Origin of the sequence: Corynebacterium sp. H113 (genome assembly GCF_037572315.1) — a bacterium.
GTDB lineage: Bacteria > Actinomycetota > Actinomycetes > Mycobacteriales > Mycobacteriaceae > Corynebacterium.
The window spans coordinates 1,071,212-1,084,643 of record NZ_JBBHKZ010000002.1 but is presented as its reverse complement, the minus strand read 5'-3'; the positions used below and the strand labels follow the sequence as shown (position 1 = coordinate 1,084,643).

Below are 13,432 nucleotides of genomic sequence, written 5' to 3'. Positions count from 1 at the left end.
TCTTACTCGCCGTCGCTACTCGCCCTCGAAAGTCTCGATGCTGAAGAAATCAGTCGGAACTTCGTCGGAGTCGACCCCCGCAGTCTCGATAGCGACTGCGAAAATCCTCGACAACTCGTCGTACTCTTCGATGTCAAGGACAGCCTCTTCGTTCGCCTCATTAATCGAACGGAGCTTTTCGACGGTCGCCCGCACAGCATCATCAACGAGACCGATCTTCGCTTCCTCGTCTGCATTGACGACTTCGTTGTCGAGGCGAGATACGAAACCAATCAGGGTGTTTCGCACCTCATCGGCGACGTCGGTGGGAAACGGCTGTTCCCAATGGGTGCGTTCGTTGTCACGCAAGTAAGAACCTTCAGCGAAGCTTCGCAGGTCCTCGGTAAACTCATCGATGGCTGGCGTTAGTCGTTCACGAATCTTTGACTGCTCTGTGCCGGTCATACCTCGATTGTGGCAGGACTGGCAAAAACGTGCAGGACGGGGTGTCTACAAGGCGATGCCCAATAGGGCGTCAACTGCAGAACTGACGATTACGCCTGCCGGAGTGATCTCCCCCGAATCGACAGTGGCGGTGTCTGCGGTGTCGTCGTCAAGTCCGGTGACAAACAGCACCGAATCAGCCCATGCAGAAATCGCGGCGAGTGCAGCAGGCGTATCCAAGTCGTTAGCCAGCGCAGAGCGTACTAACTGAACCGTTCGCGTCGCTGCCTCCGTAGCTTGTGCGACGCGAGCGGCCCGTCGCCACCGCTGCACAGTCTTCTCGGCGGTGGCGAGAACCTGCTCAGACCAATCGCGATCCGTGCGGTAATGGCTGGCGTAGACACCCAGTCGGATAGCCGACGGATCAGCACCAGCAGCAACCAGCTTTGACACGAACACCAAGTTGCCGAGGGACTTCGACATCTTGACGCCGTCCAAAGCAATCATGCCCGCATGGACGTAATGGTTAGCCATGCGCTCACAACCTGATGCTGCCTCCGCGTGTGCAGCCGAAAACTCGTGGTGTGGAAAAGCGAGGTCGCTGCCACCACCCTGAATGTCGAAGGCGTACGTCGCGTCGCTCTCCCGTGAGTCTGCAAGGCGATTCATGGCGATCGCCGAACACTCGATATGCCAACCCGGTCGGCCTGCTCCAAATGGTGCGTCCCACGACGGCTCACCATCGCGCGCAGCACGCCACAGTAGTGCGTCCAAAGGATCCTGCTTGCCTGCGCGATCCGGGTCTCCGCCACGCTCGGCGAAGAACTCTGCCATCTGTGCCTCTGAGTAGTTCGATTCATAACCGAAGTTCTCCGTAGCGTTACGACGGAAGTAGATGTCCCGGTACTCGTCGTCAAGCTGATACGCAGCACCGAGATCAAGCAAACGCTGAACCATGTCGACTACTTCGTCGACAGATTCCATGGCGCCGATGTAATCGCGGGGCGGGATGACGGACAGATTCTTCATATCCGACCGGAAGAGATCGATCTGGGAAGCACCAAGCTCGCGCCAATCAACACAGTCGCGCTCAGCGCGCTCGAAAAGGGGGTCATCGACGTCCGTGATGTTCTGGACGTAATGAACCGTGTGCCCATTGTCGAGGAGCACACGGTGAATGAGATCGAAAGTCAGGTAGGTAGCGGCGTGGCCCAAATGGGTGGCGTCGTACGGCGTAATGCCGCAGACATACATTTTCGCCTCCTGCCCCGCTTTTACAGGCTTGATCCGCTGATCCGCAGTGTCATACAAATTCAGCGGAATCGGGGTTAACGAAGGTGCAACGTCAGCAATACGGGAGACTTTAGGCTCAGGCCACGAATACATGTTGACAAGACTACATCGGCTGCATGACTCCGAAGAGAAGCAGACCCATCACGATGATGCCAACTGGGATGCGGTAAGCAGCAAACCACGCGAAAGAGTGGTTTGACACGAACTTCAACAACCACGCGATAGCGGCGTAACCCACTACGAAGGCAATGACCGTACCCACCAGAAGCTGGGCTGCCGACGCCGCCTGTCCTGCGGATGGAGCAAATGCGTCAGGCAATGAAAAGATGCCGGACGCCAACACCGCTGGAATTGCCAACAAGAACGAAAAGCGAGTTGCGACTTCACGATCCAAATTCAAGAACAAACCTGCTGAGATTGTGCCACCCGAACGGGACACTCCAGGAATCAACGCCAAGCACTGGGCGAAGCCCATGACGAGGGCATCCTTCATCGTCAACTCGTCGAAGCTGCGCTTGTGCTTGCCCACCTTCTCCGCCCAAATGAAGACGAAGCTGAACAAGACCAGCACCGATGCGGTGATCCACAGATTACGGAGGTTATCGCGGATGAGGTCCTTACCGACAAAGCCCAACACAGCAATGGGGATGGTGCCAGCAATGACCATCCATCCCATGCGGTAATCGAAATCCCGAGCGTCTTTGTTAAACAAGCCACGGAACCACGCGGTCAGGATGCGCCAGATGTCCTTGGCAAAGAACACCAACACAGCAAGCTCAGTACCTAGCTGGATCACAGCGGTAAACGACGCACCAGCGTCTTTACCCCACAATAACTCCGACACGATGCGGAGGTGTCCCGAGGAGCTGACTGGCAAGAACTCGGTAAGTCCTTGGACGATGGACAGGACAATGGTCTGCGCCCAGGTGACTCCACCTGCGTCGCCAGCCACTGCATCCGTCGCGGTCTGCGACGCTGAGGCAAGCATGCTGATATCTGTCATGACGAGAAACCTTACTCGCAATTCCTTGCTGTGCCCGTACCTGACGCTCCACCTATTACAGTGGCACTGTGCGTAGACGACTTCTCGGCGCAAGTGGATTGCGCGTTTCTGCATTGGGTATTGGTACCGCTACCTGGGGCGCGGGCACGTCAAAAGACGAAGCCACCGCAATTCTCAACGAATTCGTCGATGCAGGAGGCACTCTCGTCGACGCAACCCCCGTGCATGGCGCCAACCCCCTCAGTAACGCAGTACCTGAAATGCTCGGCGCGATCCTGCGACGTCGTGGCTTGCGTGAAGATGTCATCATCTCAGCGGCATCGGGTGTCGATGCAACTCAACCCGTTGGACGTCGAGTCGATTGTTCGCGCCGGGCACTCATTCAGGATTTGGACCGCACGCTATCGAGGTTGAACGTCGACCACATTGATGTGTGGTCTCCCGGCTACTGGGATGCCTCAACCCCACCTGAAGAAGTCACTGACACGTTGGAATATGCGGTTCGGTCCGGGCGAGTTCGCTATGTCGGTGTTCGTGGCTACAACGGATGGCAGGTTGCAGTAACCCATGCGTCGTCAGACAGGATTCGTCCAGTGATGGCGCAGCATGAGTACAGCTTGCTGCAGCGACGACCAGAACAGGAGATTCTGCCTGCGTGTGAGCATTTAGGGCTCGGTTTCATTGCAGGTGCTCCCCTCGCTCAGGGTGTATTGACCGGCAAGTACCGGACGAGCATCCCTGAGAACTCCCGAGGTGCATCCGAGCACGCCGATGCCGAGGTTCAGGACTACCTGGATACTCACGGCGTAACGGTTGTTGGGGCATTGTGCACGGCGGCGGAAGGCCTTGGTGTTACCCCGTTTGCAGCTGCGCTCGCGTGGACCCGCGATCGTCCGGGGGTGACATCTGTGTTGATGGGTGCGCGCACCCCGGCTCAACTGCGGGAACTGTTAAAGGCGGAGGATGTTGCATTGCCTCGCGCTATCTGCGATGCGCTTGACGATGTTTCCCTCTAAGGCACTGCGTCACTCGATGGCTAGCTCCAGCCGTGGTCAGTGGTAGCGTCGTGAGTTGTGAGCAGTATCAAACGACATCTCTTGGCCAGTAGCCTCGCGTTGGCTCTCCCCCTCGCTGCATGTGGCGGTGCTTCCGAAGCGGAGGGAGACGTTTCCGAAGGTATGGGAAACGCAACTCCTATTCCCGCAGTAAAGGAGCAGGAAAACGATCTCCCTGGTGAAGTTGTGGCACTTCCCAACGATGTCACGGGTGCGGTTGTCGTAGCTGACAACGTGTTGCTGCGTGCGGGCGGCGAGGTGCTGTCGGGCACCGTCGATAAGCCGAATAAGAGCAGTTCGAAGGTGGATTCCTCCTGTGGTGAGTTAGCGCCCGCGCATGATGTGGCGGTGCTTCCATGTGGCGATGGCATCCATGTGATTGCCGCGGATAGTACGGATACGGCTGTTATTGGTCGTGGCACTGCATATTCGTCCGCTGTGGGACTGAAGGATGGTCGCATTCTTGGGCACCGCGCGGACTCCGACCGCATTGATGTTTACGGAGCCAATGGTGAGTTGTCGGAGGACTTCGCAGCGTCGCGTCATGGTTCTCAGCTGATCGAGGTACCAAAGGCTAAGGCTGGCGAAGGCGCGAACGACGACAAGGTCATGCTGCTGGAGATCAACCGACCTGAGACGTCGATTCACGAGATCGTGCTCAGCGATTCTCGCTCTGGCAATGGATTGCGCGCCGGCATCGGCGTGGGTCCTGCCGTTGCTGCCGACGACGGCACTGTCGCAGCTGTCGACACCAAGGGAAACCAACTGCTGATTTACACCGCAACTGATGTCGTCCGTCTGCACCAAGCTTCTCCGGTGCCGGATGGCCCGTGGGGCGTCGCAATCGATGAAGAACGCGATCTCGTTTGGGTCTCCTCCACCGTCGATGGTGTACTCACCGCGTGGGATATTTCCTCGGGTACCGCGGTAAAGGTCGCGAAGATTCCGACTGTCGCAGATCCTCAGGGGCTCGTTGCGCTTTCCGACGGCTCTATTGTGGCCTACTCTGCTTCTGGGGCAGGTGCACATGTGTTAGACAAGGCTGCCATCGACGATGAGATCGATAAGCAAAAGTCTGACGCTGACGCGGATGCGAAGCTCAAGGAGCTCCGTAAGCCAGAGCATCGATTGCCTACCGGAGAAAAGAACTAAATACCTTTACCCAAGGAGCACAGCTATGGTCCACCCAGCACGCGCAGCGGCATATAGCCTGGCGTTGAAGGCAATGTTCAAGCTTGATCCAGAACGAATCCATGTTCTGATGAACGATGCACTTGCACAGTTGCAGAAGTCGCCAAAGCTGCAGCGTGCGGTGGGGCGACTGCTCATCGTCGATGATTCGGTATTGAGGCAGACCGTTTTTGGAGTCGACTTTCCTCGCCCAATGGGCTTGGCAGCTGGTTTCGATAAGGCGGCTACGGCATCGGATTGTTGGGCACCGATCGGCTTTGGTTATGCCGAATTAGGAACCGTCACGGGTGAGCCCCAGCCTGGTAACCCAGCCCCACGCTTGTTCCGGTTGAAAGCGGATCGCGCGATCTTGAATCGGATGGGCTTCAACAATCCTGGGTGTGAAGCTGTTGCGAAGAATTTGAAAGCTCGCCGGAGTGAGGATGTCATTGGCATCAACATCGGCAAAACCAAAGTCGTTGAGCTAGAACATGCTGTCGAAGATTACCGCAAATCCGCGCGTACTTTGGGTGAGTTGGCGGATTACGTTGTCGTGAATGTGTCGTCTCCGAATACACCAGGGCTACGAGAATTGCAGGCAGTGGATTCACTTCGCCCAATTCTTGCTGCCGTGCAGGAAGAGACGGAGACACCAGTTCTGGTGAAAATTGCCCCAGATTTGGCGGATGAGGATGTCATCGCCGTCGCAGACCTCGCCCTTGAGCTGGGCTTGGCTGGCATCGTTGCCACCAATACGACGATCTCGCGTGAGGGGCTTTCCACTCCTCAGGTCGAAGTCGAAGCTATGGGACCCGGTGGAGTGTCGGGCGCTCCCGTCGCAAAGCGTTCGCTGGAAGTATTGAAGCTGTTGCGCGGGCATGCCGGTGACAAGCTCGTGATCATCAGTGTTGGTGGCATTGAGACCGCGGAACAAGCGTGGGAGCGTATTACAGCTGGCGCTACCCTGCTGCAGGGCTACACGCCGCTTATTTATGGTGGCCCGGATTGGATCCGCGACATTCACCTTGGTTTGGCGCAGCAGGTTCGCGCTCACGGTTTGCAGTCGATTGCTGATGCCGTGGGCACGAACCTGGAGTGGCGCGCTAGCTAGCTGATAGTTCACCTAGCCCTTGTTCTCCCACCACGGAGTGATGATTGCACGCGCAATCGAGTGGAAGTACAGGTTAAACCCAAGCACCGTCGGTGTTGCGTCCTCTGGAACATCGAGCTTTTCGACGTCCACCGCATGCACCGCGTACATGTAGCGGTGAGGGGCATGTTGTGCCGGTGGATTAGCTCCGTAATGGCCACGAACGCCGGAGTCGCCCACGAGCTGAATAGCGCCCTCTGGGAGGTCGGTGCTGCCTTCGGTGCCTGCGCCCTGTGCGATTCCCTGGGCATCAGCAGGGATGTTGAATACGGCCCAGTGCCAGAAGCCTGCAGCTGTTGGAGCATCCGGGTCGTAGCACGTAATTGCAATGGACTTGGTGCCCTCAGGCAGGCCTGCCCAATTGAGTTCAGGGGAAACGCTCTCTGGCGCACGGAACTTGTCGTCGAGTGGTTGTCCGTCGACGATGTCTGGCGAGGACAGCTCGAACGAAGGAAGGTCCTTCAATGGAGCGTACGGATCTGGTCCGGGAAAATTGGTTGGTGTCTGTGCAGTAGTCATGCTTCCAGTGTGCCCAGTCTCGGGTGGCTCCGCTAGGAGTTTCGCCGGAATCAGATTCAGTCACGTGTCACGGTGAATGTCAACGATGGTATTTACTTCGACATATTGTGCTGTGACCTGCAGATTTGTGTTCTTATCGAAATCTGGGGTACATTATCCGAGGTCAGCACGAAGGGGCTCGATAGAGTTCCGTGCTTGTCACCTGTCCGGGTGGCGGAATGGCAGACGCGCTAGCTTGAGGTGCTAGTGCCCTATTAACGGGCGTGGGGGTTCAAGTCCCCCTCCGGACACAAAGAGAGAAACCGAGTCGCTTAGCGGCTCGGTTTTTGTATTGCGGGAATTACTGCAGAAACTACTGCAGATCCGAGGTCAGGCGGAACACACTATCGAGGTAGCGCTGAGTCCAGGGCCGTTTGTTCCACTGTTCTTTGGTCAGCTGTGTGGAAGCATCGTGATACTCCTCAGCGATTGTGATGAGCTCGTCGACGATAGGTCCCTTCATGGTCAACAACGTGATCTCGTAGTTCAGGCCGAACGAGCGCATGTCCAAGTTGGACGAGCCAAACACCGCCGCATCCGAATCCACAACCATGAACTTGGAATGCAACACAGTAGGCGCTGGATAGCGATAAATCTGTACACCGGCGTTCAACAGCTCGTGATAGTACGATTGCTGCGCATGCCCCACCATGAACTGGTCGGCTTTTTCGTTGACATACAGTTGCACATCAACACCGGCATACGAAGCCGACGTCAAGGCCATCAACATGGACTCGTCGGGAATGAAATACGGACTCACCACGAGAAGACGCTCGCGCGCCGAGTAAATGAGGTCGTTGAATACTCGGAGGTTTGGTTCGGTCGTATAGCCAGGACCAGAAGGTAACACCTGCACCACGTTGTCCTGCTCAGTCGCAGCCAGTTCTGCTGGAACCCGAGGCAGCTGCTGAGGTTCAGGTGCGGTATGAACTTCACTGGACCAGTCGACAGCGAATACGGCGTCAAGCGCGAAGACGACTTCCCCGGTGAGCTCGATCCAGGTATCTATCCACTCGCGACCGATCGTATGGTTCTTGCGGCGCTGATATGGAGGCTCGATGGCATTCATCGACCCCATGAAGGCAATCTCGCCGTCCACTGTGACGATTTTGCGGTGATTGCGCAGGTCAAAACGGCGCCAGGATAATTGCACGATAGAGACTGGCAACATGGGGTGCCACGGAACCCCGGACTTCTTAAAGCGCTTCTTCAACCGGTAATAGCCGGGGTACTTCCAGGACCCAATCGGATCCACCAACACTTTCACCGTGACTCCCCGCCAGTGTGCGCGCTCGATCGCGGCGACAAAAGGTTCTGTGCGGTCATCGAGGGCGAAGATGTACATCTGCACGTGAACAGTCCGCTGTGCAGCATCGATGACGTCGATCATGCGATTCAGCGATTCGTCGAAATCCGTGTAGATGCCATGACTCACTGCCGACACTGCAGGAATGCCCGTGAGCTTTCGGGCAAGTCTGACAGTTGAGATCACTTCACTGCTTGGATCAATGTGCGCAGGCGCATCCGGCAAATGCTTCGTACGTTCCACGATGAGCTTGTTAGCCTGTGCCTGAATACGGTGCCGTCGTCCAGTGATTTGAGCTGAACCAAACAAAAGAAACAATGGAAAGCCGACAAACGGGAAAAGCAGAATGACCAGCAACCACGCGGTTGACGTGGACGGTTTTCGGTTCTCTGGTACCCAGCCCAGAGAAATAAAAATAATGGTGTAGTTGGCTATCAGCAGAGCGATCTGCCCCCAACCAAAAGACGCAGCAGCATCGAGTACTGTGCGCACCATTTCTTCCATGAGTATTGAGTCTACTGTTTTCAGTACTTCCCGTAAGCATTGACCATTTTCAGGGATTACCAGGGGAACCACTACTCTTAATCTCGTGAGCATGCTTGATCCCACTGAACTTGCTATCTGCCTTAAAGTCCTTGAGCAAGGCGGGCAGCTACCTGTCGACGACCCCGATTCAATAACCCTCCAACGGGCTGTTGGACGGCTGTTCAAGGAGGTAAAGCGATCCCGACGTAAAGAAGCACGACGCGCCCGTATCGAAGCCGATCGTGCCGTCATTTCGGCTACAGCAACCGGCTCCCCTGCCCGCATCGATGACGAAACCATGGGACTCGATATCACTCGTGCGAAAGCTGCCATCGATTCTGGTCACGGTAACGAGTACGGAACGCCGAACTTGCAGTCACGTGACCTGCCCGCCGATGGTGGCCAGGAATTCGACCCCGCGAAGCATGCAGGCCGTCTAGTCAGGTCGCAGAATTGCTACATCTGCAAGCGGCCTTTCACGCTCATCGACAAGTTCCACCATCAGCTATGCCCTGATTGCGTCAATGAAAACAACATGTGGCGCGATGCACGGTGTGATTTGCGGGGCCGTCGCGCTCTCCTCACCGGTGGACGGGCGAAGATTGGAATGCACATTGCCCTGCGTTTGCTTCGCGACGGCGCACATCTGACCATCACCACTCGTTTCCCTAAAGACGCTGTGCGCAGGTTCGCAGCCCACGACGATTCGCCGGAGTGGCTGCACCGTCTCAAAGTTATCGGCGTGGATCTGCGCGACCCCGCCCAAGTCATCCGTCTTGCGGACACCGTTGCCGCAGATGGGCCGCTAGACATTCTGATCAACAATGCGGCACAGACCGTGAAGCGATCAGCTGGCGCATATTCAGGTCTGGTTGACGCTGAGTCTGCTCCCCTGGCTCCAGAACTGGAGGAAGCAATGAGCGACGGTACTGGTGCGCAGTGGATTAGCCTCGGAGCGACGATGCAGCTACATCCGAATCAGCTCGTGGCTAGCGTCAATAATGATGAAAAGGCAGCGAATGCTGCCGATGCGCTCGTTGCTGCTGCACTCACCGGCGGTTCTGCCTCCTTAGAGAGAGTTGCTCAGGGCACCGCAGTTGATGCTGGCGGACTTATTCCCGATCTAGTCGCTCATAATTCTTGGGTGGCAACCGTCGGCAATGTCGATCCCGTGGAACTGCTCGAAGTGCAGTTGTGCAACTCAGTTGCGCCATTCATCCTGGTGAACCGGCTCCGACCAGCGATGGAAGCATCCACCTTCGCTAACAAGTACATTGTCAACGTTTCGGCTATGGAAGGCGTGTTTGGTCGCGGTTATAAGGGGCCAGGCCATCCGCACACGAATATGGCTAAGGCCGCTCTCAATATGTTGACGCGGACATCGGCAGGTGAGCTCAAAGAGCACGGAATCTTTGCGACGGCGGTCGACACCGGTTGGATCACCGATGAACGTCCACACGTGACAAAACAACGACTCGCCCAGGAAGGCTTCCACGCGCCATTGGACCTTATAGATGGAGCAGCCCGCGTCTACCATCCCATCGTTGCTGGTGAACGAGGAACGCTATACGCGGGCGTTTTCTTGAAGGACTATCAGCCGAGTTCGTGGTAGGACGTGTCAAACGCCTTCATGATGCGCTCTGCTCCGAGTGTCGGAGTGATTTGTCCGTGACGGATTTGATCCTCTACAAGCGCACGAACTTCTGTCACGCCTTCATTGGTATTCAGGCGCTGTAACAGCGTTTCGTGAACCATCGACCACATCCAACCGATCTGCTGGCTCGCTCGATGGGTATCAAACATTCCAGCTTCGACCATCGCATCGCGATGCTCTTCGATCGCTTCCCAGAACTTCTCGATGCCGTCGCCTTCCAAGGCTGACATTGTCAGCACTGGTGGAGTCCACACGGCATCCTTTGGGCGCACCATTCGCATAGCGGTAGCCAAATCGCGTGCAGCCCGCTTGGCTGGACGCAGATTCGCACCATCTGCCTTGTTGATGGAAATGACATCTGCCATTTCCAGCACACCTTTCTTGATGCCCTGCAACTGGTCGCCAGCTCCCGCCAGCGCCAGGAATGCAAAACAATCAACCATTTGGGCTACTGCGACTTCTGATTGACCAACGCCAACGGTTTCGACGATCACGACATCGTAACCAGCCGCTTCCAATACGACCATTGCCTCACGCGTTGCCTTGGCAACACCGCCAAGGGTGCCCGCGCTTGGCGACGGTCGAATGAAGGCATCATCCTGCGCGGATAGCTTCGCCATCCGCGTTTTGTCACCCAGGATTGAGCCACCCGACTTGGTTGAGGATGGGTCAATCGCGACTACGGCAACGCGATGACCCTTCTCAATCAAGTGCATGCCGAGAGTCTCGATAGTCGTTGACTTACCGACTCCAGGAACACCCGTGAGACCCACTCGCAAAGCATTTCCGGAAAACGGAATGAGCTTCACCAGTAACTCTTGAGCCAACACTTTGTGGGCAGGCGCTGTGGACTCTAACAGCGTGATCGCTTGCGCCAACTTCGTGCGGTTACCCGAACGGACGCCGTCAAAGAGATCATCGATATCGATGCGACGACGAGCGCGCATCACCTTTTCAGGTGCTACTGCCGTCGTTCCGTCAATGACGGTGCCACCAGTGGTAACTAGTGTTCCTAGATTTTCTTCGAGATACTCGGTCATTACACTCTCGCCTTCAAAGACTGACGGACTTAGGACTCTTCATCGACAGAAACGTCGATGCCGAGGTCAGCGCCCAGCTTCTCCAACATGTCGATAGCAGCGTCGGCGATGACGGTACCCGGTGGGTAAATTGCTGCAGCGCCGTCGTCGTAAAGCTCCTGGAAATCTCCTGGAGGAATAACGCCACCAACAACAATCATGATGTCTTCGCGACCCAGCTTGGCCAGCTCTTCGCGCAGTGCAGGCACCAGAGTCAGGTGACCAGCAGCGAGCGAAGAAACACCGACGACGTGAACGTCGGCATCGACTGCAGACTTCGCAGCCTCTTCTGGAGTCTGGAACAGAGGTCCCACGTCGACGTCCATGCCCAGGTCAGCGTAGGCAGAAGCAATAACCTTCTGACCACGGTCGTGACCGTCCTGGCCCATCTTCGCCAGGAAGATACGCGGACGACGACCTTCCTCTTCAGCGAACTTGTCAGCCATGGCCATTGCCTTGGAGACGTTAGACACAGCACCCTCCTTGCCGACTTCCTCCTTGTAGACGCCGGACAGAGTACGAATCTCTGCCTGGTGACGGCCGAAGACCTCTTCCATCGCGTCGGAGATTTCGCCGATGGATGCCATTGCACGAGCACAGTCGACAGCCAGCTTCAGAAGGTTCTTGTCCAAGTCGCCTGGCTCGCCAGGGTTACGGCAAGCATCAGTCAGAGCGGCCAGAGCCTTCTGAACTTCCTCTTCGTTACGTTCAGCGCGCAAGCGCTCGAGCTTCTCGTTCTGTTCCTGGCGAACGCGAGTGTTCTCAACCTTGAGAACCTCAATCTCGGAGTCTTCCTCGACCTGGTACTTATTAACACCGATAAGTGCCTGACGGCCGGAGTCAATTCGTGCCTGGGTACGAGCAGCAGCCTCTTCAATACGCAGCTTAGGAATGCCCTCGATGGTTGCCTGAGCCATGCCGCCGGCTTCTTCAACTTCTTCGATGTGAGCGCGAGCCCGCTTCACGAGCTCGTTAGTCAGCCACTCGATGTAGTACGAACCAGCCCATGGGTCAACAGGGCGAACCGTGTTGGACTCCTGCTGCAGGAGCAGCTGGGTGTTACGTGCAATACGAGCCGAGAAGTCAGTTGGCAGTGCCAGAGCTTCGTCCAGAGCGTTGGTGTGCAGCGACTGGGTGTGACCCTGGGTAGCGGCCATTGCTTCAACACAGGTACGGGCAACGTTGTTGTACACGTCCTGAGCGGTCAGCGACCAACCCGACGTCTGCGAGTGGGTACGCAGCGAACGGGACTTAGGGTTCTTCGGATCGAAGTTGTTCACCAACTCAGCCCAGAGAATTCGACCAGCGCGCAGCTTCGCGATCTCGGTGAAGGTGTTCATCGAAATGCCCCAGAAGAAGGACAAACGAGGAGCAAACTTATCGATGTCCAAGCCCGCATCCATACCAGCGCGGATGTACTCGACACCGTCGGCAAGCGTGTAAGCAAGCTCGAGGTCAGCCGTCGCGCCAGCTTCCTGGATGTGGTAGCCGGAGATCGAAATCGAGTTGAACTTCGGCATCTTCATAGAGGTGAACTCGAAGATCGACGAAATGATTCGCATCGATGGCTTTGGTGGATAAATGTAGGTGTTACGGACCATGAACTCCTTGAGGATGTCGTTCTGGACCGTACCGCGCAGTTCCTCAGTAGGAACGCCCTGCTCTTCTGCAGCCACGATGTACATAGCCATGACTGGCAGAATGGCGCCGTTCATGGTCATGGACACAGACACGCCGCCGAGGTCGATGCCCTCGAACAGCTGGCGCATGTCGTAGATCGAGTCAATAGCAACGCCGGCCATGCCGACGTCACCGGTAACACGGGGGTTGTCAGAGTCGTAGCCACGGTGGGTAGCCAAGTCGAAAGCGACCGAGAGGCCCTTCTGACCAGCCGCGAGGTTACGACGGTAGAACGCATTCGACTCTGCCGCGGTGGAGAAACCAGCGTACTGACGAATCGTCCAAGGCTGGTTCGTGTACATGGTTGGGTATGGGCCACGCATGAATGGAGCGATACCTGGGAAGGAATCCACTGGATGTCCTTCAGCGGCAGCTGCTTCACGATCAGCACGGTTGTACACGCGCTTGAGGTCAATACCTTCAGGAATGGTCCACGAGTCGTTGGAGACATCTGCAGAACCAGGAGCGACTACACCAGTAGCTCCGGCTTCGTCAGAGGTACGTGGCACATCCGCAAAATTTGGGATGGAGGTCAT

General features: G+C 56.5%; 11 protein-coding genes and 1 tRNA gene. 5 read left to right on the top strand and 7 right to left on the bottom strand.

Going from position 1 to position 13,432, the window contains the following annotated elements; all coding sequences use genetic code 11:
* Positions 1–15: 15 nt before the first annotated feature.
* Genes WG938_RS06095 through WG938_RS06085 form a run of 3 tightly spaced genes read right to left on the bottom strand, consistent with a single transcriptional unit; the run spans position 16 to position 2,719 of the window.
* A complete protein-coding gene (locus tag WG938_RS06095; protein WP_339978518.1) occupies positions 16–444 on the bottom strand; it encodes a hypothetical protein in 429 nt (142 codons plus the stop codon).
* Between the two features lie 45 nt (positions 445–489).
* Complete coding sequence (gene mshC / locus WG938_RS06090) at positions 490–1,809, bottom strand: cysteine--1-D-myo-inosityl 2-amino-2-deoxy-alpha-D-glucopyranoside ligase (protein WP_339978516.1); 1,320 nt, start codon at positions 1,807–1,809, stop codon at positions 490–492.
* A 10-nt stretch (positions 1,810–1,819) separates the two neighbouring features.
* The gene (locus tag WG938_RS06085; RefSeq protein ID WP_339978514.1) at positions 1,820–2,719 is read right to left on the bottom strand and encodes an undecaprenyl-diphosphate phosphatase; all 900 of its coding nucleotides are present in this window, start codon (positions 2,717–2,719) and stop codon (positions 1,820–1,822) included.
* A 68-nt stretch (positions 2,720–2,787) separates the two neighbouring features.
* Here WG938_RS06085 and WG938_RS06080 point away from each other — a divergent pair, with 68 nt between their 5' ends.
* Genes WG938_RS06080 through WG938_RS06070 form a run of 3 tightly spaced genes read left to right on the top strand, consistent with a single transcriptional unit; the run spans position 2,788 to position 6,055 of the window.
* Positions 2,788–3,735, top strand: coding sequence for an aldo/keto reductase (locus tag WG938_RS06080; RefSeq protein ID WP_339978512.1), 948 nt, complete (start codon positions 2,788–2,790; stop codon positions 3,733–3,735).
* A gap of 57 nt (positions 3,736–3,792) precedes the next feature.
* Positions 3,793–4,926 carry a YncE family protein gene (locus tag WG938_RS06075; protein WP_339978510.1) on the top strand — a complete coding sequence of 378 codons (1,134 nt, stop codon included), beginning with the start codon at positions 3,793–3,795 and terminating at the stop codon, positions 4,924–4,926.
* Between the two features lie 25 nt (positions 4,927–4,951).
* On the top strand, positions 4,952–6,055 hold the full coding sequence (locus WG938_RS06070) for a quinone-dependent dihydroorotate dehydrogenase (protein ID WP_339978508.1): 1,104 nt from the start codon (positions 4,952–4,954) through the stop codon (positions 6,053–6,055).
* 12 nt (positions 6,056–6,067) lie between these two features.
* On the opposite strand, the gene WG938_RS06065 is transcribed toward WG938_RS06070, so the two are convergent.
* Positions 6,068–6,613: a YbhB/YbcL family Raf kinase inhibitor-like protein gene (locus WG938_RS06065; RefSeq protein WP_339978506.1), complete on the bottom strand. Its 546-nt coding sequence runs from the start codon at positions 6,611–6,613 to the stop codon at positions 6,068–6,070.
* A gap of 204 nt (positions 6,614–6,817) precedes the next feature.
* On the opposite strand from WG938_RS06065, the gene WG938_RS06060 reads away from it, so the two are divergent.
* Positions 6,818–6,903: transfer RNA gene (locus WG938_RS06060), tRNA-Leu, on the top strand.
* 62 nt (positions 6,904–6,965) lie between these two features.
* On the opposite strand, the gene cls is transcribed toward WG938_RS06060, so the two are convergent.
* A complete protein-coding gene (gene cls / locus WG938_RS06055) occupies positions 6,966–8,462 on the bottom strand; it encodes a cardiolipin synthase (protein ID WP_445292885.1) in 1,497 nt (498 codons plus the stop codon).
* A gap of 91 nt (positions 8,463–8,553) precedes the next feature.
* Here cls and WG938_RS06050 point away from each other — a divergent pair, with 91 nt between their 5' ends.
* On the top strand, positions 8,554–10,095 hold the full coding sequence (locus tag WG938_RS06050) for an SDR family NAD(P)-dependent oxidoreductase (RefSeq protein WP_339978504.1): 1,542 nt from the start codon (positions 8,554–8,556) through the stop codon (positions 10,093–10,095).
* On the opposite strand, the gene meaB is transcribed toward WG938_RS06050, so the two are convergent.
* Together meaB and scpA are read right to left on the bottom strand one after the other, a co-directional pair.
* A complete protein-coding gene (meaB, locus tag WG938_RS06045; RefSeq protein ID WP_339978502.1) occupies positions 10,077–11,177 on the bottom strand; it encodes a methylmalonyl Co-A mutase-associated GTPase MeaB in 1,101 nt (366 codons plus the stop codon). The two genes, WG938_RS06050 and meaB, sit on opposite strands and share 19 nt — an antisense overlap.
* A 29-nt stretch (positions 11,178–11,206) precedes the next feature.
* Positions 11,207–13,432 (bottom strand): methylmalonyl-CoA mutase, encoded by a 2,226-nt coding sequence (gene scpA / locus WG938_RS06040; protein ID WP_339978500.1) that lies wholly within the window; start codon positions 13,430–13,432, stop codon positions 11,207–11,209.

Coding starts and splice junctions, on each gene's coding strand:
- scpA (WP_339978500.1), bottom strand. CDS start 13,432: ATGACCTCCATCCCAAATTTTGCGGATGTGCCACGTACCTCTGACGAA.
- WG938_RS06095 (WP_339978518.1), bottom strand. CDS start 444: ATGACCGGCACAGAGCAGTCAAAGATTCGTGAACGACTAACGCCAGCC.
- cls (WP_445292885.1), bottom strand. CDS start 8,462: ATGGAAGAAATGGTGCGCACAGTACTCGATGCTGCTGCGTCTTTTGGT.
- WG938_RS06085 (WP_339978514.1), bottom strand. CDS start 2,719: ATGACAGATATCAGCATGCTTGCCTCAGCGTCGCAGACCGCGACGGAT.
- WG938_RS06050 (WP_339978504.1), top strand. CDS start 8,554: ATGCTTGATCCCACTGAACTTGCTATCTGCCTTAAAGTCCTTGAGCAA.
- WG938_RS06065 (WP_339978506.1), bottom strand. CDS start 6,613: ATGACTACTGCACAGACACCAACCAATTTTCCCGGACCAGATCCGTAC.
- WG938_RS06070 (WP_339978508.1), top strand. CDS start 4,952: ATGGTCCACCCAGCACGCGCAGCGGCATATAGCCTGGCGTTGAAGGCA.
- mshC (WP_339978516.1), bottom strand. CDS start 1,809: ATGTATTCGTGGCCTGAGCCTAAAGTCTCCCGTATTGCTGACGTTGCA.
- meaB (WP_339978502.1), bottom strand. CDS start 11,177: ATGACCGAGTATCTCGAAGAAAATCTAGGAACACTAGTTACCACTGGT.